Source organism: Caballeronia glathei, from assembly GCF_000698595.1.
Taxonomy (GTDB): Bacteria; Pseudomonadota; Gammaproteobacteria; order Burkholderiales; family Burkholderiaceae; genus Caballeronia; species Caballeronia glathei.
In genome coordinates, this window is record NZ_JFHC01000036.1 from 25,773 (window position 1) to 46,096 (window position 20,324).

Here is a 20,324-nt window from a genome sequence, read left to right on the forward strand (position 1 = left end):
GCGGCATTTCTGCCGCTTTTTTCATCACCTCGCGTTGACGACGCCTTACGACGACGTCGATTTCCTCGGCATCCCGAGCCCGCCCAGCAACGCAGCGAGCGGCTGCTTGGGCGCGCTCTTGCGCTCGTGCTCGACGGCTTCGTCGTGGCGCTTGACCGACGACGGCGACGGCTCGTACGGCTTCAGGAAAAACTCGTCGACCGGCTGCTGGCGTGCGTGCGAGCGCTCGAACGACGTCGCGCGCCGGCGGCCACCCGATTCTTCGCGCTCGCGCCCATGGCGATGCTCGCCGCGCTCAGGCCGCCCCGGGCGCTCGTCGCGTTCGCGCCGGCCGCCGCCGGTTTCGCGCCGTGCGGGCGTCGTGACAGTCAGCGTCTCCACTTCGAGCGGACGCTTGATCAGCTTTTCGATATCGGCGAGCTGCTTCTTCTCGTTCGCGCTGCAAAGCGACAGCGCATCGCCCGACGCACCCGCGCGGCCCGTGCGGCCGATGCGGTGCACGTAATCCTCTGCGTTGAACGGCAGATCGAAATTGATCACGGCCGGTAATTCCACGATGTCGAGCCCGCGCGCCGCGACGTCGGTGGCGACGAGCGCCTCGATTTCGCCGCGCTTGAAGGCGTCGAGCGCCTGCATCCGCTCGCCTTGTGTGCGGTCGCCGTGAATCGCGGTCGCGATGATGCCGTCGCGCTCCAGCACGCGCGAAAGCCGGCTCGCGCCGATCTTGCTGTTGCAGAACACGATCACCTGCTTGAGGCCGCGCTCGCGGATCAGTTGCGCGACCGCGCCCGACTTGTCGCTTTCATGCACTTCGAACACGATCTGGCGCACGTTCGTGGCCGTGGAATTGCTGCGCGCGACCTCGATCGTCTGCGGATTGCGCAGATAGGTTGCCGCGAGCTTCTTGATTTCGCCCGAGAACGTGGCCGAAAAGAGCAGCGTCTGGCGCTCCTTCGGCAGCAGGTTCAGGATGCGCTGCAAATCCGGCAGGAAGCCCATGTCGAGCATGCGGTCGGCTTCGTCGAGCACGAGCATCTGCACCTGGCCGAGGTTGAGCGTCTTTTGCTGCACGTGATCGAGCAGCCGCCCCGGCGTCGCGATCAGGATCTCGACGCCGCGCCTGAGCGCCTCGGACTGCGGGTTCATGTCGACGCCGCCGAACACCACCGTGCTGCGCAGCGGCGTGTGCTTCGAGTAGGCCTGCACGTTCGCGGCGACCTGGTCGGCGAGTTCGCGCGTCGGCGTGAGGATCAGCGCGCGCACCGGGTGGCGTGCGGGCGATGCGCTCGTGTTGGCCGACGGCAGCAGGCGCTGGATGATCGGCAGCGAGAAGCTCGCGGTCTTGCCGGTGCCGGTCTGCGCCGCGCCCATGACGTCGCGGCCGGCCAGCACCACGGGGATCGCCTGCGCCTGAATGGGCGTGGGAATCGTGTAGCCGGATTCGGTCACTGCCTTCAGGATGTCGGCGGACAAGCCGAACTGGTCGAACGTGGGCGCGGCTGCTGCGCTCGCGTGGTCGGCGCGGGTGACTTCGGCAGCAGCGGCGGACGTGTTCGTGACGACGGAATCGGACATGGTGACTAGGTGGCTTTCGCTAAAAATGCGCGTGAAGCGGCGAATACGCGTGAATTCGTTCGACTGCGCGGCGTATGACCGGTGGATATCGAGCTGTTCAGGGGCGCCGCCGGTGGTGCTCATCTGCGGCAGCGCCGCCAATGCCCATGCGCCAGCGGCGCCGTTCCTGCTGTTGCCCCGGAGTCTTCCTGGATGGGACTCACTGCCTGGGTTCCTGCCCTGCTTGCTTGCTGCGCTCCGTTCCGGTTAGGAGCGGGTTTTCCTGCCCGCACCGGGCATCTGCGCGGGCGCACCGTGGCGTACAGGGCGGCAGCGCTTTGCTGGACCCGGCTGGCGGCAAGCTCGAACGCCGAAAGCCGGCCATTGTAGCACTGAGTCCGTGACAGCTCCGGCGTCCGGCCGAAAGCTCCGGGACCGCCGCCGCGGCGTGAGCCAGCGCCGCCCCGAGCGTTCTCACCCCTTTTTCGGCACGTCGCGCACGACCATCAATCGCAGCTCCGTCATGTCCTCGATCGCGTAGCGGATGCCCTCCCGGCCGAGCCCCGAGTCCTTCACGCCGCCGTAGGGCATGTTGTCGACGCGAAATGAGGGCACGTCGTTGATCACCACGCCGCCCACTTCGAGCGCGTCCCACGCGCGGTTCGTATGCGCGAGGCTGTCGGTGAAGACGCCGGCCTGCAGGCCGAAATCGCTGTCGTTGACGATTTCCATCGCCTTCTCGAAATCGGTGAATTTTTCGAGAATCGCGACGGGCCCGAACGCTTCCTTGCGATAGAGATCCTGGTCGCGCTTCACGTTTTCGAGCAGCGTCGCCTCGAACATCGCGCCGTCCACACCGCCGCCCGCCACGATCTTCGCGCCGCCCGCAACCGCCGCGTCCATCCACCCGGCAAGCCGTTTCGCCTCCGATTCCGAGATCATCGGCCCGACGAACGTCTTTTCGTCCTTCGGATCACCCATCTTCAGCGACTTCGTCTTCGCGATCAGCTTCTCGCGCAGTGCGTCGTAGACATCGGCGTGCGCGAGAATCCGCTGCACGCCGATGCAGCTTTGCCCCGACTGATAGAACGCGCCGAACGCCAGCCGGTCGACGACGTAATCGAGCTGCCCGGCCTGATCGCGATCCACGACCGCCGCCGCGTTGCCGCCGAGCTCCAGAATCACCTTCTTCTTGCCCGCCTTCTTCTTGAGCTCCCAGCCGACGGCCGGCGACCCCGTGAACGAAAGCAGGCGAAAGCGCTCGTCGGTGGTGAAGAGGTCGGCGCCGTCGCGATGCGCGGGCAGGATCGAGAACGCGCCCTTCGGCAGATCGGTCTCCGCGAGAATCTCGCCCATGATGAGCGCGCCGACGGGCGTGCGGCTCGCGGGCTTGAGCACGAACGGGCAGCCGGCCGCGATGGCCGGCGCGACCTTGTGCGCGGTCAGGTTGAGCGGAAAATTGAACGGCGAGATGAACGAGCACGGCCCGATCGGCACACGCTTGTAGTAGCCGTGGTAGCCCGCGGCGCGCGGCGCGATTTCGAGATTGATCATGCCGCCGTCGATGCGCACCGACTCTTCGGCCGCGACCTTGAACGTGTCGATGAGACGCGTGACCTCGCCTTTCGAATCGTTGATCGGCTTGCCCGCCTCGATGCAGAGCGCCATCGCGAGTTCGTCGAAGCGCTCGCGAAAGCGCTTCACGCAGTGCTCGAGCACCGCCTGCCGCTTGTACGGCGCGAATTCGCGCAGCGCGGCCTGCGCGTTCACCGCGTGGCCGATGGCGGTGTCGATCGCCTGCGCGTCAGCCATCGCGACGCGGGTCGCGACTTCGCCGCTGAACTTGTCGGTGACTTCGAGATCGGTGTTCGCCGCGACCGGCTCGTTGGCGAGGTAATACGGATAAGTCTTCTGCAACATGACGGGTTCTCCTTCGTTCGAGCGAGGCTCCTGCGCTCGCGGTCGCTCACAGTTGCGCGGCGAGCCGCTTGATCTCGCGATTGAGCACGCGCTCGTTGTCCGAGTAGTCGATGGGCACGTCGACGAGATGCACGCCCGGGCTCGCGTAGCATTCGCGCAGAAGCGGCGCGAATGCCTCCGCCGACTCCACCCGGTGCCCGGTCGCGCCGTAACTCTGCGCATACGCGACGAAATCGGGGTTGTTCAGCGTCATCCCGTAATCCGGAAAATTCATGTTCTCCTGCTTCCAGCGGATCATGCCGAACGCGTCGTCGCGCAGCACCAGCACGACGAGGTCGAGCTTCAGGCGCACCGCCGTCTCCAGTTCCTGCGAATTCATCATGAAACCGCCGTCGCCGCACACGGCCATCACCTTGCGGCCCGGATGGACGATCTTCGTTGCTATAGCAGACGGCAGGCCAGCCCCCATCGACGCGAGCGCGTTGTCGAGCAGGAGTGAATTCGGCTCGTGCGCGCGGTAGTAGCGCGCGAACCAGATCTTGTACATGCCGTTGTCGAGACAAATGATGCCGTCCACCGGCGTCGTGTCGTAGACGTCCTTCACCACGCGCACCGGGTAGAGCGGAAAGCGCGCGTCGTTCTGGCCCTTCGCGAGCTGCGCGTCGAAGTGCTGCTTGATCTCCTTGAAACGCGCGAAATCCCAGTGCTCCTGGCGCTCGCGCAGCGCTTCCTTCATCTGCCAGACGGCGTTCGCGATGTCGCCGACCACCTCGATCTGCGGAAAATACACCGGATCGACCTGCGCGCCGAGGAAGTTCACGTGAATCACGGTCTTGTCGCCGGCATCGCCGCCGCGCATGAAAAACGGCGGCTTCTCGATCACGTCGTGACCGACGTTGATGATGCAGTCGGCGTGGTCGATCGCGCGATGCACGAAATCGCCGTCCGAGAGCGTCGCGTTGCCGAGCCACATCGGATGCGACTCGTCGATCACGCCCTTGCCCATCTGCGTCGTGAAAAACGGAATGCCGATCTGGTCGACGAATTCGCGCAGCATCGTGCAGGTCGTCTTGCGATTGCCGCCCGCGCCGATCATGAGGAGCGGGTGCCGCGCGAGCGTGATCGCCTCGACCGCGCGCGCGATCGCCTTCTCTTCCGCGACCGGGCGGCGGCTGTAGCTTTTCGGGATGGGCTTGCCGTCGCCTTCCTCGTGCGCGACGTCCTCGGGCAATTCGAGGTGCACGGCGCCGGGGCGCTCTTCTTCCGCGCGCCGGAACGCCTCGCGCACCGACGCCGGGATGTTGCCGATCGACACCATCGAACGCGTGTATTTCGTGAGCGGCTCCATCATCCGCACGACATCGACGATCTGGAAGCTGCCCTGCTTGCTCGACTTGATCGGCTTCTGGCCGGTGATCATCAGCATGGGCATGCCGCCGAGCTGCGCGTAGGCAGCGGCCGTGACGAAGTTGGTCGCGCCCGGGCCGAGCGTCGCGAGGCAGACGCCGGTCTTGCCGGTCAGGCGCCCGTACGTGGCGGCCATGAAGCCGGCCGCCTGCTCGTGGCGTGTCAGCACGAGGCGGATTTTCGAGCGGCGCAGCGATTCGAGAAGGTCGAGATTTTCTTCGCCGGGAATGCCGAACACGTATTCGACTTGTTCGGCTTCGAGGGCCTTGACAAACAGATCCGATGCTTTCATGGACGGTCTCGGTTGACAGTCTGGCACGGCATGGCCTCGTCCGGCGGACGGCCACGGACTGGGATCGGGCGGCGCGGCGGCGCGTGTTGAACCGCGCATTGAACATTACTCCGGATGGCGCGCGCCTGCAGCATCAAAGGACGCGCCGCGCGCAAAGCAAAACGCCCGCGGGCGCGGGCGTTTCCAGGCGGCTTTGCGCGCGCTTACCTTGCGCGGGCCTTGCAGCCGGCAAGCATCGGCGGCGCGCCCGAATCGGCCATTCCGTTCGAGAGGGTTCCTTCCGGACCCTTGGTCCACCACGTGTACCGGTCGGCGACATAGCGCGCGCCCGACCCCGACATCACGTTCACGAACAGGAGCTTTTTGCCTTCGACCGGCAACAGCGCAAAGCTCTGGCCGTTCTTCGTGTTGACATAGCGCACCGTCACGCTCTTGCCGTCCTGGCAGTCGTAGGCAGTGGTCTGCGCGGTGGCCTGCTGGATCTGCGGCACGGTCAGCGCCTTCGCGCACACGGCCTGGGCGCCCGCGAATGCGGCAAGCGCCGCCAGAACTTTCTTCATCGTTCGCTTCGTTTGTTTCGTTTGTTTCGACACCGTACTCCCCCGTGCGTCGGGATCATGGTCTTGCGCAGCCGCGCGCGCCCGGTGCTCAGGGATCGATCACCTCGGCGCACGCATCGGTCGGCACGGCGGCCACATGGCCCACCACCGGCACGATCTTGAGCCCCGCCGACGCCACCCGGCACGGCGCGGCCGCGAGCCCGCAGCCACTCAGGACCAGCGCGGACGCACAAAGCGCCGCAAGCGTACAAAATTTCACGTTACCGCTCCTCGCTGGCATGACGGAACGCTTCGTTCCGTCATGCCGTGATCATCGGGTCGACACCGGCCTCACCTTCGCCGCCGCCAGCTTCGCGCGCTCGCGCGCTTCGCCGGTGTCGCGCCCGGTCGCGAGCGCGACGCCCATGCGGCGCTTCCTGAAGCTCTCCGGCTTGCCGAAGAGGCGCAGGTCGGAATCGGGCACGGCGAGCGCTTCCGCCACGCCCTCGAACGCGATGCCCGCTTCGTCGAGACCGCCGTAGATCACCGCCGACGCCCCCGGCGCGCGCAGCGACGTGTCCACCGGCAGCCCGAGGATCGCCCGCGCGTGCAGGTCGAATTCCGAGAAACGCTGCGTGGCGAGCGTGACGAGGCCCGTGTCGTGCGGGCGCGGGCTGACTTCGGAGAACCAGACCTCGTCGCCGCGAACGAACAGTTCCACGCCGAAGAGACCCCGGCCGCCGAGCGCCGCCGTCACTTTCGCCGCGACCTCGCGCGCCTTCTCGAGCGCGGCCGCGCTCATTGGCTGCGGCTGCCACGATTCGACGTAGTCGCCGTCCACCTGCACGTGTCCGATCGGGTCGCAGAAGTGCGTTCGCGTCTCGCCCGTCAGCGGGTCCGCAGCGCGCACGGTCAGTTGCGTGATCTCGTACTCGAAGTCGATGAACCCTTCGACGATCACCCGCCCGTGGTTCACGCGCCCGCCCGCCATCGCGTGGTTCCACGCGGGTTCGATGTCCGCTTCGCTCCGGAGCACGGACTGCCCCTTGCCCGAGGACGACATCACCGGCTTCACGACGCACGGAAATCCGATCGATCCGATCGCCGCGCGCATCTCGTCGAGCGACTGCGCGAACGCGTACGGCGACGTCGGCAGGCCGAGCGTTTCGGCCGCGAGCCGGCGGATGCCTTCGCGATTCATCGTGAGCTGCGTGGCGCGCGCGGTCGGAATGACGACGGCGAGGCCGGCCGTTTCGATGTCGGCGAGCGCGTCGGTGGCGATCGCCTCGATCTCCGGCACGATGAGGTGCGGCTGCTCCTTTTCGACGAGCGCGCGCAACGCGGCGCCGTCGGTCATGTCGATCACGTGCGCGCGGTGCGCGACCTGATGGCCGGGCGCGTCGGCATAGCGGTCGACGGCGATCACCTCGACGCCCAGCCGCTGCAGCGCGATGATCACTTCCTTGCCGAGCTCGCCCGCGCCGAGCAGCATCACGCGCGTGGCGTGCGCCGACAGCGGCGTGCCGATGCGGTGCACGCCGCCGGACTCGATGCCCGGTCTGCCAGCGCTTTCGCCAGCACGTTGGCCTTCGCGTTGGCCGTCGCTTCGGCCATGATTCGCGGTCTGCATGAATGCTCCAGAAATTGGTCCTGACAGGCTGGCGATGTTAACACGCGATGCCGCGCGCAACAGATCGTCCGATCGGCCTGTCCGCACCGCCTCTCGACAGGGCGCGGCCCGCGGCGCGGACGGCATGCGCGGCACGGTGCCAGGCACCTTGTTGCATATCGACGCTGGACAAATCGCAGGACGAGTGCGATACCCTTACGGTTTAGCCAGCCCGAGGATTTTCGATGCACACGCCATTTTCCCGCACGCAGCCTGAGCATTCCTCCCCGCGTTCCCCGCATGTCATTCGGGGCGCGAAAGCCGCATCAGCTGCGTCGCGCGGCGCGTGCCGTCCGCTCTTTTCCGCCGCGCGCTTCGCCGCGCTTCTTTGCGCCTGCGCGCTCGCCGCCTGCACGATGCCGACCCATCCCGACTCCGCCGCCCCGCCGGCCGACCCGTACAATCCCGCCGCCACGCAGCTTCTCGACGACACGCAGTGGGAACTCACGCGCTGGGCCGACGCGGGCGGCCAGCTGCGCACGATCCCGCACGGCGACAACGGCCAGCCGATCACGCTCGACTTCTCGACCACGGGCGGCCAGCGCCGCGTAAGCGGCTTTTCGGGATGCAACCGCTATATGGGCACGTACGACCTGAAGGACGGCAAGCTCTCGTTCGGCCCGCTCGCCGGCACGCGCATGGCCTGCATGGGGAGCGCGGGCGCCGCGCTCGAGCAGCCGTACCTGAACGGGCTGCAACACATCGCGAAAAGCGGCGTGCAGATGACGCCCCCGCAGCAACTGCAAATGACGCTCGACGACGGCCAGGTGCTGATGTTCACGCGTCGCGGAAAATGAGTACGTGAGAAGGCGGCGCGGCCTCGCGCGGCGCCGCCCGTCGACACGCCTCGTTCACGAAGACACGCCGCATCAGCGGTTAAACTCGACGGTCAGGTCTTCGCCGCTTCCATCATTCGTTGGTTCCTAGCATGCATACGGTAGTTCTCGGCTGGTTCGGTGGGTCAGTCGTCTGGTTTCTTCCCCTCTTGTGGCGACTCGTCCGATCGATGCTTCCGGACGGCGCTGGCCTGCGCGGCCCGGGCACGATCCGTCTGTGGCTCGGCTTCATCTGCGTGCTGCTCGCGAGTTCGACGCTGGAAGGCACGCTCGTCGGCTCGTTCGAGGCAGGCGCCGGCGTGAATCGCTGCGGCCATGCGCTCGCGGCGGCGTTGGGCGTCCTCGCGGGTACGGCGAGCGCGGCCCTGATCGCGCTCGCCGTGCTGCTCGTCAGCCTGCCGTGGCTGTGCGATTTCCAGTGGCGCACGGTCATCGCGTGGGCGAACTCGGCATTCGGCCTCGGGCTCAAACCGCAATGGCTCGCCGCACGCGAAAAAACGCCGCGCGCACCGCGCGAAAAGTCGACGCGGGCGTCGCGCAAGAAGCCGTCGCGCACGCAAGGCGCGCACACCGATGCCGGATACCGGTCGACCGGATTCGCCGGATCGGCGTCGCATGACGCACCCGCGCTCGGCCTGCCGCCGGCGACGAACCGCGAAGGCGGCCGATACCAGCGCCCGACCGTCTGGCGCCCGCCCGCCATCCGGCGCAGCGAGGCGGCCCGGACGCCGGGTTCCGCAACCGCACCGGACGGGGCCTACGCCGAGCGGAACGAGAAACCTCGTCAGCCCGCGCAGCGACACCCGACGCCGGTCGAGCCGGTCGCGCCCGCCGGCTGGCTCGGGGGCGCGCAGGCAGGCGCGCGGTCCGCCGACCCGCTGGCGGGTTCCGCCCGGCGCGATGGCATGCGTCAGGCCGCGGACGCGGCTTCGGGCAGTACGCCACGTGCGCCGTTCACTCCGGGTTCAGGCGCCGTGGCGCGCGCGGCTGGCGCCGGCCCCGGCGCGTCGTCACAAGGCACCACGAGCAACGGGCGTGCGCCGCAACGTGAAGGCGCATCGCCCCAATCTGCTGCGAACGCATCACGGGGCATGCAGGTGCCGCGAGCGTCCGTGGAACGCAGGCCGGCGCCGCCGGCGACGCCGCGCCACGGAGCGCCCAGCCACGGAGCGCCCGCTGCGGGCACGCCGGCCATCGATCAGGTGCCGGTGTTCTCGCGTCCCGCCGAACCGCCGGGCCCGCCTCCCGCACCGGAAACCATCCAGGCGACGCTGCGTTCGATCGAAGAAAACGCCGCGCTCTGGACGTCGCTCGCAGGCGCGAGCCTCGCGCGCCGTCACGAGTCGCAGGATGCGCAGGCCGATGCGAAGGCGAACGGCAGCACGGCCGCCACGCGCGCCGCGCCGCCAATGGCGAACGGCGCGCCGGACCATGCGGTGCCATCGAAGCCCGGCACGGCGCGCGATTCCGCTTCGGGCGGATCGCCAGATCCGAGTGGCCGCGTGCAGGCGCAGCCGTTCCACGCCGGAGAGGGTCCGCTGTCCGCCGCCGCGCTCGGGGAAACGGTCGCGGCAGGCGGGGCAGCGTCGCCCGCCGCGGACATCGGCGTCACGCCGCGCGAAGTCGAGGCGTCGCCGACGATTCCGGCCGCGCGAGCCGACGACAAAACCGCTTCGCCGGCCAGCGTCAGCGGAGAAGCGCGCAACCGATTCGAAGCGCCGCCGGGAAATCCGGGTGCCGACTCCGCCGGCGGCGTCGCGCTGCCTGCCAGCGATATCGACGAACCGCGTCCGGACGCAGGAACATCATCGGCCACGCCGCCATGGAGCAGCGCGGACGCTGACGCGCCGGTCAGCGCGCATGAAGACGAGCGCATCTCTGCTGCCAGCGCGCCGGAGCTTGCCGACGGCGCTTCGCTCGATCCAGCCGGCGCAGTCGAACGCCCGGCGCAGGCCGGCACGCCCATCGCGAATGCGGCAGCGACGCCTTCTCCCGTTGCGGCGCCGCCGCCCGCCGAAGCCCCGCCATGGATCGCCGAAGCCTCGACGGGTGCGCCCGCCGGCGTGCATCCACAAGCCGGGTACACGCCGCATGCGGACCTCGACACCCGCTACCGTGCGGCGTCCCCGCTGCAACTCGTGAACGACGCCCCGCAAGAACCCGAACCCGAGGATTCCGCCCCGGACGATGAAGACGAATACGCCGCGTCCAACGTCGTGCGCTTTCCCGGCCCGGCGCCGGTGACGGCGCCTGCCGCGCTGCCATCGCCGGCGTATCTGGCGCCGGTCGTTGCTCCGTCGGCGCAACCGGGCGCCGCGCCCGTCGCATACCCGCCGCAAGCGCCAGCCGCCCCGCCCTCCCCCGCCGGATCGGCCAGCTTCGACGGATCGGTTGAATCCGCCGGAACGACCGAGCCGCGCGCGCCCGTGCGCGGCTTCGTGCCGACCGAGTTCGAGTTCCATGCGCCCGCGGCATCGGCGGTCGAATTGCCTGGGCTCGACCTGCTCGCGCCCGCCTCCGACGAAGTCGAACCCGTCTCGGAGGAACGGCTCGCCGAAACGGGCCAGCTGATCGAGCAGCGTCTGCAGGAATTCAAGGTGCCGGTGACGGTGGTCGGCGCGTCGGCGGGGCCGGTCATCACGCGCTTCGAGGTGGAACCGGCGCTCGGCGTGCGCGGCAGCCAGATCGTCGGCCTGATGAAGGACCTGTCGCGCGGGCTCGGCCTGACGTCGATCCGCGTCGTCGAGACGATTCCCGGCAAGACCTGCATGGGCCTCGAATTGCCCAACGCGAAGCGCCAGATCATCCGGCTTTCGGAAATCCTCGAAGACGACGTCTATCGCAACTCGAAGTCGAATCTGACGATCGCGATGGGCAAGGACATCATCGGCAACCCGGTCGTGACCGATCTGGCGCGCGCGCCGCACATGCTGGTTGCGGGCACGACGGGCTCGGGCAAGTCGGTCGCGATCAACGCGATGATCCTGTCGCTGCTCTACAAGGCGAAGCCGGAGGACGTGCGCCTCATCATGATCGATCCGAAGATGCTGGAACTCTCGGTCTACGAGGGCATTCCGCATCTGCTGGCACCGGTCGTCACCGACATGAAGCTCGCCGCCAACGCGCTCAACTGGTGTGTCGGCGAAATGGAGAAGCGCTACCGGCTGATGTCGGCGGTCGGCGTGCGCAATCTGCAGGGCTTCAACCAGAAGGTGCGCAACGCCGAGGCCGCCGGCAAAAAGCTCACGAATCCGTTCTCGCTCACGCCGGACGCACCGGAGCCGCTCTCGACGCTGCCGCTGATCGTGGTGATCATCGACGAACTGGCGGACCTGATGATGGTCGCGGGCAAGCAGATCGAGCAGCTGATCGCGCGGCTCGCGCAAAAGGCGCGCGCCGCCGGCATCCACCTGATTCTCGCGACGCAGCGGCCGTCAGTGGACGTGATCACGGGCCTCATCAAGGCGAACATTCCGACGCGGGTGGCGTTTCAGGTGTCGTCGAAGATCGACTCGCGCACGATTCTCGACCAGATGGGCGCCGAGTCGCTGCTCGGTGCGGGCGACATGCTGTTCCTGCCGCCCGGCACCGGCTATCCGCAGCGGGTGCACGGCGCGTTCGTCGCCGACGACGAGGTGCATACCGTGGTCGAGTATCTGAAGCAGTTCGGCGAGCCGGAGTACGAGGAAGGCATCCTGTCGGGGCCGGCGTCGGAGGGTGCGTCGCAGGACCTCTTCGGCGACGCCCCGGACGCGGAAGCCGATCCGCTCTACGACGAGGCCGTGTCGTTCGTGCTGCGCACGCGGCGGGCGTCGATTTCGTCCGTGCAGCGGCAGTTGCGCATCGGCTATAACCGCGCCGCGCGGCTCGTCGAGCAGATGGAGACGGCGGGCCTCGTCTCGCCGATGGGCAACAACGGCAACCGCGAGGTGCTGGCGCCGGGGCCGGCGGAATAGCGGGCGGGCCGCGCTACCAGAGCCTCAGCCTGCGCAGCAGGAATATCGTGATGGCGGCGCACGCCGCCATCACCCCGAGCACGATCCAGAACGAGTAGTGCTCGTGCGTCCCCGGCAGCCCGGCGACGTTCATCCCGAAAATGCCCGACACGAGCGTCGCCGGCATCAGCAACGCCGACATGATCGCGAGCCACAGCAGCTTGCGGTTGATGTCCTCCGAAAGGAGCGCGGCGATCTCGTCCTGCAGCAGCTTGGCGCGCTCGTAAAGCGCTTCGAGTCCGGCGCCGAGCCCGTTGAGCACCTGAATCGCCTGGATCAGCGCTTCCATCGAACGCGGCTCGGCCCATTCCAGCCGCCTCGTGACCAGTTGCGTGAGCGCGTTGCGCTCCGGATCGATGAAGCGCTTCACCTCGACGAGCCGCCGCCGCACTTCGCCCAGCTCGGCGCGCCAGTTCGAATGGCGGCCGTCGATCACGCCCTCCTCCACGTCGTCGAGCCGGTCGCCGAGTTCGTCGATGCGGTCCGCGAAGGTCTCGTTCAAGGCCCGGATCAGGCCCGCGAAGAGATCGACGGTGTCGCGGAACATCGCGCCTTCTAGCACCGCGTGCCTCAGGCGGTCGGTCGACTGCAGCGGCTGCGCGCGCACCGTGATCATGCGGTGCCGGTCGACGTAAAAGCGCAGCGCGCCCGTCGCGCGGCGCGACGCCCGCGCGTCGGGGTCCGCGTCCTTGGTGCCCGCGGGCGACACCGCGACGCGCTCCAGATCCGCCACCACGCCGTACATGAAATTCGCGCCCATGTGCACGCGCGGGCGCTTGTCCTCGCCGTTCAGGAACTCGCGCGCCACGTCGGGCATCGACGTGACGCCGGTCAGCCAGTTCTCGACGGTGTCGTCGTTGGCGCTCAGATGCAGCCACGTGGGGCCTTCGCCCGCGATCGACGCGCGCGCTTCGTCCCACGACAGCCGCAGCGCTTCGGCGCCGGCAAAGCGAAACGCGCTGATGAAGCCCGGCGGAACCGGTTCGTTGCGTTCGGCCGGCGCGCGTCTCGCGGCCGTTTCGGTAGGGGTCGTGTTCAACGTTTCACTTCCTTGATGCTCTGCAGGTGGGCCGGAACGCCTAGCGCCACCGGAAAAATGCGACATCGCGCGGGTGCACTCCCGGCAGGCGCGGCGATTGCCGTCGCCATGACGGATGCCTCGCGGTACGGCACCGAAGCGACCGGCGGTGCACAACGGAACCGGCACGGCGTGCGCGATATCCTCGTGCGCCGTGACGCCGGCGGAAAACCCGCCACTGGCCTGGACCCGTGACCGTTGCCGGGCGTAGCCGCAGATCGGCTCGACGTGCCCGTGCGAGCCGGACAAGGCTAACGCGGACAGGATATCCTCATTGCCTTTCGAATCGGTCCAGTGCTTTCCCGCGCCGCATGCTCAGGAGGGCGCCACCAGCTTGAAATCCACCGGCGAGCCGATTTCAAGACGTTTCGGGTCGGATGCGAGTTCGCCCGTCTCCGGATTGCGGCGGAAGAAATAGACGCTGTCGCTGTCCTGATTGCCGACGATGAGCCAGTGCCCGCCCGGCTCGATGGTGAATTCGCGCGGCGTCCTGCCAAGCGTCGGCTGCCGGCCGATGAGGGTCAGGCGGCCATTCGACGGATCGACGGCGTAGATCACGATCTCGTTCGCATCGCCGCGGTTGGTCGCATAGACGAAGCGGCCGTCCGGCGACAGATGGATCGCCCCGCCGCCGACCTTGCCCTTGAAGCCGGGCGCCGTCATCGGCAGGCTCTGGACCTGTTTCAGCCTGCCGTGCGCGTAATCGAACACGACGACCGACGCGTTCATCTCGGTGGTGAGGTAGGCGTGCGTGCCGCTTGCATCGAAGATCAGGTGGCGCGGGCCGGAACCCGGCGCGACGGGCGTATAGCGCGTCTCGGTCGGGCCGAGCAGGCCCCGGCTGCCGTCGGGTGTGTAGCGGTACACGTAGAGCTTGTCCACGCCGAGATCCTGCGCGAAGAGGTAGCGGCCGTCGGGCGAGAAGACCGTGGAATGCACGTGCGAGTTGTCCTGCCGTCCTTTCACCGGGCCGCCGCCTTCGTGATGGACCGACAGCACGGAGCGGCCCAGCTGGCCGCCTGCGTCGAGCGCAAACATGGCGAAGCTGCCGCCCGGCCTGGCCGCGACCGAGTAGTTGGCCGCGACGAGATAGTGCCCGTCCGGCGAAAGCGCGAGATAGCACGGATCATTGCCCGCGGTCGACACCCTGTTCAGGAAGCTCAGCTGTCCGCTCTGGCGATCGAAGCGAAACGCGCTCACGCCGCCGCGCTTCGATGCGGGGCCCTTGTCGCCGGGCAGTTCGTTGACGGCATACACGTACTGGCTGTCGCGGCTGACCACGAGATACGACGGGTTCACCGCCTGGGCCGACGCAAGGCGCGTCAACTCGCCGTTGCGCGTGTCGAAGCGGTACACGTAGATGCCTTCGCTCTTGCCGCTTCCCGTATAGGTGCCGATGAGCAGATCGTAGACGCCGTCGGCGGACGGCGCGCCCGGCGTTCCCTGCGCGAGCGCGTGCGCCGTGGCGAACGCGAGCATCAGCGCGAATCCTCTTGCCCACGCAAGCGGCCTGAAAACGCGCCCGCGCCATGAGGGGCGCGCGCCGGGACGCGGCCTGCCGGCGCAAGCGCCCGTATGGCTCTGATGCATGTGACCTCCTGATCGTCGGATTGCAGCTTTTTCGAGTTATGTTGCCGCATGGCGGCAGCGGAAGCCGGCCGGGCATGCGAGCGCGCAAGTTTCGGTCCCGCAGGGCACGAAACTTGCACAATGAGGCAGTCTCGCCAAAATCGAACCAGACAACTCGAACCAACAAAGGAGTCGCGATGAACATTCACCTGAGCCTGGGCCCGCTGGTTTCACTCATCGCCGGGATTCTGATTCTGATCATGCCGCGGCTGCTCAACTTCATCGTGGCGATCTACCTGATCGTGATCGGACTGATCGGCTTGTTCGGCGTCGGCGCCTCGCATTTCTGAAGCCTCGATCGACCGTGCTCATCACCCCGCTCACGCCCCCATCTGACGCCGGTTTCGCGGCCGGGTTCCGGACAAGGCGCGCATGAAGGCGGGACGCGCAAACGAAAACAGCCGCGCGCCCGAAGGCGCGCGGCTGCGGCAATGCGATCGGATGTCCGGAGCGGGTGCCGGATCAGCCGTTGGCGAGCTGGTCGAGACGCAGGCGCCCTTGCAGCGACAGTCCGCCGACGGCGATCCCGCCGACGCCGTAGCTGTAGCGCGTGAAACAGGCGCGTTCGGTCAGAAAGGCCGCGGCGGTTTCCATGGCGTTGCGGGAGAGCCCGAGATGCCGGTAGTCGAGCGGAAGCAGCGAGTCGGCGTCGGAGACGCGGCTCGCTGCGGAAAGTATCGCAATGCAATCGGCTTTTGACGGATTGAGCATGAGTTTCTGTTCCTCGAAAACGCTACGCTAGAGACGGTTTGTCCAAACGACGATTTGAAGACCAGCAACGCGCAGCCGCGGCGGTAAGCCGGCTCGTGCGCGGTAAATGCACGGTAGTGCGGGTAATGCGCGAAAAGGGAAGCAGATTTGACGCGGCGCGGAGCGCGCGAGAGACGCGCGCAAAGAATCCGGTGCCAATCTTCATTTTAATCAGCTGTCTATTTTTTTTCCAAGGCCTTTATGCAGGTTTCGGCGTCGGCCGGCACGCGTTTCTTGCCTCGGCGTGCTGCCGTATCGGGTGCCGATTGCTGCCGAGGTCGAACTATTGCGGCAAAATTCGGTTCGAACAGCGTTTAGTCCTTATCGGCCATGGATCAGCGGCCCGTCCGCGGTTCGCCGGCACGCATCGCGGTCAACGGCCGCGCGCGCCGGTGCACCACCGACCAACCCGCGACGCAGCGCCAGGCGTCGCCCGCACGAGAGCTTTCATTCGCCTATGCCAGCCCTGATTGAAGACTACGCGATGGTCGGCGACGGCCACACCGCGGCCCTGATCGCCCGCGACGGCTCGGTCGACTGGCTCTGCTGGCCGCGCTTCGACTCCGGCGCGTGTTTCGCCGCGCTCCTCGGCACGCCCGAGCACGGCCGCTGGCTGATCGCGCCGGATCTCCCGCCCGGCGCGGAGCCGCCCGCCATCAGGCGCCGCTATCGCGACGACACGCTGATCCTCGAGACCGACTTCGAAACGCCCGACGGCGCCGTGACGATCGTCGACTTCATGCCCGCGCGCAACGGCCACTCGGAGCTCGTGCGCATCGTGATCGGCCGGCGCGGCACGGTGCCGATGAAGATGGAACTGGTGCTGCGCTTCGATTACGGATCGTCGATACCGTGGGTCAGCCGGCTGCCCGACGACAGCGGCATCAAGGCGGTCGTCGGCCCGGATCTGGCGGTGCTGCGCACGCCCGTCGAACTCGTTGGCGAGAACATGAAGACCGTGGCGAACTTCACCGTCGGCGCCGGCGAGCGCGTGCCCTTCTGCCTCTGCTATTCGCAGTCGCATCTGCGCCTGCCGCACGCGCAGGACCCGCATACACAGCTCGCGCGCACCGAGAATCACTGGCGCGACTGGTCCGCGCAGAGCGATCTCTGCGGCAAGTGGGCGCGGCCGATCCGCCGCTCGCTGATCACGCTCAAGGCGCTCGCCTACGAGCCGACGGGCGGGATCGTCGCCGCGCCGACCACGTCGCTGCCCGAGCAGCTCGGCGGCACGCGCAACTGGGACTACCGCTACTGCTGGCTGCGCGACGCGACGATCACGCTGCTCGCGATGATGCGCGGCGGCTACTACGACGAAGCGCGCGCCTGGCGGGACTGGCTCGGGCGCGTGATGGCGGGCTCTCCCGAGCAGGTGCAGATCATGTACGGCATCGCGGGCGAGCGGCGCCTGCCCGAGTGGGAGGTCGAGTGGCTGCCGGGGTACGAGGGCGCGTCGCCGGTGCGCATCGGGAACGGCGCGGTGAACCAGCTGCAGCTCGACGTCTACGGCGAGGTGATGAACGCGCTGCATCTTGCGCGCGTGGGCGGCCTGCAGTGCGACGAAACCGCCTGGTCGATCCAGTGCGCGATGCTCAAGCATCTGGAGACCATCTGGCAAAAACCCGACGAAGGGATCTGGGAAGTGCGTGGCGGCAGCCAACACTTCACGTTCTCCAAAGTGATGGCGTGGGTCGCCTTCGACCGCGCGATCCGGTCCGCCGAAAAATTCGATCTTCCGGCCCCGCTCGATCACTGGCGCGCCATGCGCGCGCTGATTCACGCCGACGTCTGCGAAAAAAGCTGGAATGCTTCGATGAACTCGTTTGTGCAGACGTATTACGGCGATTCACTCGATGCAAGCCTTCTCCTCATTCCTCTGCTAGGCTTCCTGCCGCCGACCGATCCGCGTGTGACCGGCACCGTACATGCAATCGAAACGAATCTGACCCATGATGGCCTCGTGAAGCGCTATCACACGACGGAAGTGGACGACGGCCTGCCCCCCGGGGAAGGCACGTTTCTGGCTTGTAGCTTCTGGCTCGTCGACAATCTGGCGCTCCAGGGGCGCTTTTCCGAGGCGCACGCGATGTTCGAGCGGCTCCTCGGGCTTGCGAACGACGTGGGTCTTTTGTCGGAGGAATACGACACGGTGGCAAAGCGCCTTGTCGGGAATTTTCCACAGGCGTTTACGCACGTTGCGCTCGTGCACACCGGCATGAACCTGATGCGGCACGAGCAGGAAATGGCCCGCGCGACCGGCCAGCCATCGAGCGGAGGCAACAGCATCGATGAAGCAGGCGCGACCGTGGCAAGCGAATCGTAAATTCATGTTTCCATTGTGCAAATTGTCGCTTGAAGACGGGATTGTTGCGTTGCACAATAGCGCTTTGTTGGCTATGATCAAGGAAGCAATTCCTACCGGTCGTCCGGCTGTAAGCTTGCTGAAGGTAATTTTTGCTCCCTTCGGTGCTCAAGCGGAAAGCGGTCGGGTCGTTAACCAGGCAGTACGTACTTGGAGCAGCGCAGCGAGCGAGCATCACACGCGACGCCACCGCGGCAGTAAGCGGCACGGCGGCACGCGCTAGACCATTGACTGCCGTAAGAGGCTAATCGCCGGGCGCAATACCGCGACAAACGGGCGTCACCGGATTTACACGGGGCAAACATGCTCTATCAATTTCACGAATTCCAGCGGGCGATGCTGTACCCGCTGACCGCATGGGCCCAGGCCGCATCGAAGTCGTTTCTGAATCCGGCCAGCCCGCTCGCCTACGTGCCGGGCTCCAGCCGCTTCGCGGCGGGCTATGAACTGCTTTACCGGCTTGGCAAGGATTACGAAAAGCCCGAGTTCGAGATTCATCAGATCGTAAAGGACGGCCACAAGATCCCGATCGTCGAGCAGACGGACATCGAGAAACCCTTCTGCCGCCTCCTGCGCTTCAAGCGCTACGCCGACGACAGTTCGGCCGTCAAGAACCTGAAGGACGAGCCGGTCGTGCTGGTCTGCGCCCCGCTCTCCGGTCACCATTCCACGCTGCTGCGCGACACGGTGCGCACGCTCCTGCAGGACCACAAGGTCTACATCACCGACTGGATCGATGCGCGCATGGTGCCGTTCGAAGATGGCGCGTTCCATCTGGACGACTACGTCGAGTACATCCAGGAATTCATCCGCTTTATCGGCGCGAAGGACCTGCACGTGATTTCGGTCTGCCAGCCGACCGTGCCGGTGCTCGCCGCGATCTCGCTGATGGCGACCCGCGGCGAAGACACGCCCCGCACGATGACGATGATGGGCGGCCCGATCGACGCGCGCCGCAGCCCGACCTCGGTCAATTCGCTTGCGAACGAGCACTCGTACGAGTGGTTCGAGAACAACGTTATTTACACGGTGCCGGCAAATTATCCAGGCGTCGGCCGCAAGGTCTACCCGGGGTTCCTGCAGCACGCCGGCTTCGTCGCGATGAATCCGGAGCGTCACCTCACCGCGCACTGGGACTTCTATCAGAACCTGCTGCGCGGCGACGACGACGACGCCGAGCAGCATCGCCGCTTCTATGACGAATACAACGCGGTGCTCGACATGGCCGCCGAGTACTACCTGGAAACCATCCGCATCGTGTTCCAGGAATTCCGTCTTGCCGAGGGCACGTGGGACGTGAACGGCGAGCGCGTGCGCCCGCAGGACATCAAGGGCACGGCGCTCTTCACGATCGAAGGCGAGCTGGACGACATTTCCGGCAGCGGCCAGACGCGCGCCGCGCATGACCTCTGCACCGGCATCCCGGCAAAGAACAAGCGCCACTTCACGGCGGAAAAGGCCGGCCACTACGGGATTTTCTCGGGCCGCCGCTGGCGCACGATGGTCTATCCGCAGCTGCGCGAGTTCATCCTCGAGCACGACAAGGCCCCGAAGAAGGAACCGGTGCCCGCATGACGAAAAAGGCACGCCGCGCCTGCCGGGCGCGACGTGCCTCGTTCGTCATGCGATATTTCAAATGCTCAGCGCCGCATCAGATAAGCCAGCAGCAATTCCGTATTCATCCGCACCATTTCGTCGCGCGGCCCTGTCTGACTGAAGTCGAGTCCGAAAGTCGCCTCCAGCGTAAAACGATTCGAGACGATGTAATACCCGAGGCCCGATAAGGTCACATAAAACTTCAGCGGGTCCACGTCGTTTCGAAACAATCCCGCCTTCGTACCGCGTTCGAGAATGCTTGCAAGCGTTGCAACAACCGGTGAAATCAGTTCGCGAATTCGCGTCGATCCCTTGATATATCTCGCCTCATGCAAGTTTTCGTTATTTATCAGGCGTAGCAACTCCGGGTGATCGCGATAATAATCCCAGACGAAATGCGCGAGCCGCGTCATCGCTTCGACGGGCGCCACCCCGTCGAGGTCGAGCGAGCGTTCGGCTTCCACCAGTGCGCCAAAAGCGTGCTCCAGCACGGCGGTGAACAACTGCTCCTTACTCCCGAAGTAGTAATACAGCATTCGTTCGTTGGTTTCAGCACGGCGGGCAATCTGGTCGACGCGAGCGCCAAACAGACCACCGGCCGCGAATTCATCCGCGGCGGCTAGCAAAATGCGGCGGCGGGTGCCTTCAGGATCTCTTTTGATTTTCGGCTGATTCATGGTGGCATGAGTCGAGAGCC

15 protein-coding genes and 1 pseudogene are annotated in these 20,324 nt (G+C 66.7%); 5 read left to right on the forward strand and 11 right to left on the reverse strand.

Features of this window, described 5'->3' with window-relative positions; genetic code table 11:
* Positions 1-45 precede the first annotated feature (45 nt).
* The 6 genes from BG61_RS21735 to purT form a co-directional block, all read right to left on the reverse strand.
* Entirely contained in the window at positions 46-1,575 is a 1,530-nt protein-coding gene (locus tag BG61_RS21735) for a DEAD/DEAH box helicase (protein ID WP_035939931.1), read from the reverse strand.
* Positions 1,576-2,028: 453 nt separating this feature from the next.
* The gene (locus BG61_RS21740; protein WP_035939884.1) at positions 2,029-3,474 is read right to left on the reverse strand and encodes an aldehyde dehydrogenase family protein; all 1,446 of its coding nucleotides are present in this window, start codon (positions 3,472-3,474) and stop codon (positions 2,029-2,031) included.
* Positions 3,475-3,520: 46 nt separating this feature from the next.
* Positions 3,521-5,173 (reverse strand): acetolactate synthase large subunit, encoded by a 1,653-nt coding sequence (locus BG61_RS21745; RefSeq protein ID WP_035939881.1) that lies wholly within the window; start codon positions 5,171-5,173, stop codon positions 3,521-3,523.
* Between the two features lie 203 nt (positions 5,174-5,376).
* Positions 5,377-5,733: an MliC family protein gene (locus tag BG61_RS21750; protein WP_035939879.1), complete on the reverse strand. Its 357-nt coding sequence runs from the start codon at positions 5,731-5,733 to the stop codon at positions 5,377-5,379.
* An 88-nt stretch (positions 5,734-5,821) separates the two neighbouring features.
* Positions 5,822-6,013: a DUF6726 family protein gene (locus BG61_RS21755; RefSeq protein WP_035939878.1), complete on the reverse strand. Its 192-nt coding sequence runs from the start codon at positions 6,011-6,013 to the stop codon at positions 5,822-5,824.
* Between the two features lie 30 nt (positions 6,014-6,043).
* Positions 6,044-7,342, reverse strand: coding sequence for a formate-dependent phosphoribosylglycinamide formyltransferase (gene purT / locus BG61_RS21760; protein WP_267908598.1), 1,299 nt, complete (start codon positions 7,340-7,342; stop codon positions 6,044-6,046).
* A 224-nt stretch (positions 7,343-7,566) separates the two neighbouring features.
* Between purT and BG61_RS21765 the strand changes: the two genes are divergently transcribed.
* The gene (locus tag BG61_RS21765) at positions 7,567-8,178 is read left to right on the forward strand and encodes an META domain-containing protein (protein WP_081868147.1); all 612 of its coding nucleotides are present in this window, start codon (positions 7,567-7,569) and stop codon (positions 8,176-8,178) included.
* Positions 8,179-8,309: 131 nt separating this feature from the next.
* The gene (locus BG61_RS21770) at positions 8,310-12,173 is read left to right on the forward strand and encodes a DNA translocase FtsK (protein ID WP_035939876.1); all 3,864 of its coding nucleotides are present in this window, start codon (positions 8,310-8,312) and stop codon (positions 12,171-12,173) included.
* Between the two features lie 13 nt (positions 12,174-12,186).
* Here BG61_RS21770 and BG61_RS21775 read toward each other — a convergent pair whose 3' ends face one another.
* From BG61_RS21775 to BG61_RS21780, 3 genes and pseudogenes are all read right to left on the reverse strand, one after another.
* Positions 12,187-13,251: a transporter gene (locus BG61_RS21775; RefSeq protein ID WP_035939874.1), complete on the reverse strand. Its 1,065-nt coding sequence runs from the start codon at positions 13,249-13,251 to the stop codon at positions 12,187-12,189.
* 165 nt (positions 13,252-13,416) lie between these two features.
* A pseudogene (locus BG61_RS45015) lies at positions 13,417-13,590 on the reverse strand (antimicrobial peptide resistance and lipid A acylation PagP); the annotation flags it as partial.
* A 15-nt stretch (positions 13,591-13,605) separates the two neighbouring features.
* Positions 13,606-14,880: a lactonase family protein gene (locus tag BG61_RS21780; RefSeq protein WP_035939872.1), complete on the reverse strand. Its 1,275-nt coding sequence runs from the start codon at positions 14,878-14,880 to the stop codon at positions 13,606-13,608.
* Positions 14,881-15,056: 176 nt separating this feature from the next.
* Here BG61_RS21780 and BG61_RS40220 point away from each other — a divergent pair, with 176 nt between their 5' ends.
* Positions 15,057-15,209: a DUF3096 domain-containing protein gene (locus BG61_RS40220; protein ID WP_075584203.1), complete on the forward strand. Its 153-nt coding sequence runs from the start codon at positions 15,057-15,059 to the stop codon at positions 15,207-15,209.
* Positions 15,210-15,381: 172 nt separating this feature from the next.
* Here the strand turns inward: BG61_RS40220 and BG61_RS21785 are convergent, their stop codons facing one another.
* Complete coding sequence (locus BG61_RS21785; RefSeq protein ID WP_035939871.1) at positions 15,382-15,630, reverse strand: hypothetical protein; 249 nt, start codon at positions 15,628-15,630, stop codon at positions 15,382-15,384.
* A gap of 496 nt (positions 15,631-16,126) precedes the next feature.
* On the opposite strand from BG61_RS21785, the gene BG61_RS21790 reads away from it, so the two are divergent.
* Together BG61_RS21790 and BG61_RS21795 are read left to right on the forward strand one after the other, a co-directional pair.
* A complete protein-coding gene (locus tag BG61_RS21790) occupies positions 16,127-17,992 on the forward strand; it encodes a glycoside hydrolase family 15 protein (RefSeq protein WP_035939869.1) in 1,866 nt (621 codons plus the stop codon).
* A 342-nt stretch (positions 17,993-18,334) separates the two neighbouring features.
* A complete protein-coding gene (locus BG61_RS21795; RefSeq protein WP_035939868.1) occupies positions 18,335-19,606 on the forward strand; it encodes a polyhydroxyalkanoate depolymerase in 1,272 nt (423 codons plus the stop codon).
* A gap of 65 nt (positions 19,607-19,671) precedes the next feature.
* Here the strand turns inward: BG61_RS21795 and BG61_RS21800 are convergent, their stop codons facing one another.
* Complete coding sequence (locus BG61_RS21800) at positions 19,672-20,304, reverse strand: TetR/AcrR family transcriptional regulator (RefSeq protein WP_035939866.1); 633 nt, start codon at positions 20,302-20,304, stop codon at positions 19,672-19,674.
* Positions 20,305-20,324: the final 20 nt, after the last annotated feature.

Bases quoted from the DNA above. Each gene is read 5' to 3' on its own strand.
- BG61_RS21735 (WP_035939931.1), bottom strand. From the start codon at position 1,575: ATGTCCGATTCCGTCGTCACGAACACGTCCGCCGCTGCTGCCGAAGTC.
- BG61_RS21740 (WP_035939884.1), bottom strand. From the start codon at position 3,474: ATGTTGCAGAAGACTTATCCGTATTACCTCGCCAACGAGCCGGTCGCG.
- BG61_RS21745 (WP_035939881.1), bottom strand. From the start codon at position 5,173: ATGAAAGCATCGGATCTGTTTGTCAAGGCCCTCGAAGCCGAACAAGTC.
- BG61_RS21750 (WP_035939879.1), bottom strand. From the start codon at position 5,733: ATGAAGAAAGTTCTGGCGGCGCTTGCCGCATTCGCGGGCGCCCAGGCC.
- BG61_RS21755 (WP_035939878.1), bottom strand. From the start codon at position 6,013: ATGCCAGCGAGGAGCGGTAACGTGAAATTTTGTACGCTTGCGGCGCTT.
- purT (WP_267908598.1), bottom strand. From the start codon at position 7,342: ATGCAGACCGCGAATCATGGCCGAAGCGACGGCCAACGCGAAGGCCAA.
- BG61_RS21765 (WP_081868147.1), top strand. From the start codon at position 7,567: ATGCACACGCCATTTTCCCGCACGCAGCCTGAGCATTCCTCCCCGCGT.
- BG61_RS21770 (WP_035939876.1), top strand. From the start codon at position 8,310: ATGCATACGGTAGTTCTCGGCTGGTTCGGTGGGTCAGTCGTCTGGTTT.
- BG61_RS21780 (WP_035939872.1), bottom strand. From the start codon at position 14,880: ATGCATCAGAGCCATACGGGCGCTTGCGCCGGCAGGCCGCGTCCCGGC.
- BG61_RS40220 (WP_075584203.1), top strand. From the start codon at position 15,057: ATGAACATTCACCTGAGCCTGGGCCCGCTGGTTTCACTCATCGCCGGG.
- BG61_RS21785 (WP_035939871.1), bottom strand. From the start codon at position 15,630: ATGCTCAATCCGTCAAAAGCCGATTGCATTGCGATACTTTCCGCAGCG.
- BG61_RS21790 (WP_035939869.1), top strand. From the start codon at position 16,127: ATGCCAGCCCTGATTGAAGACTACGCGATGGTCGGCGACGGCCACACC.
- BG61_RS21795 (WP_035939868.1), top strand. From the start codon at position 18,335: ATGCTCTATCAATTTCACGAATTCCAGCGGGCGATGCTGTACCCGCTG.
- BG61_RS21800 (WP_035939866.1), bottom strand. From the start codon at position 20,304: ATGAATCAGCCGAAAATCAAAAGAGATCCTGAAGGCACCCGCCGCCGC.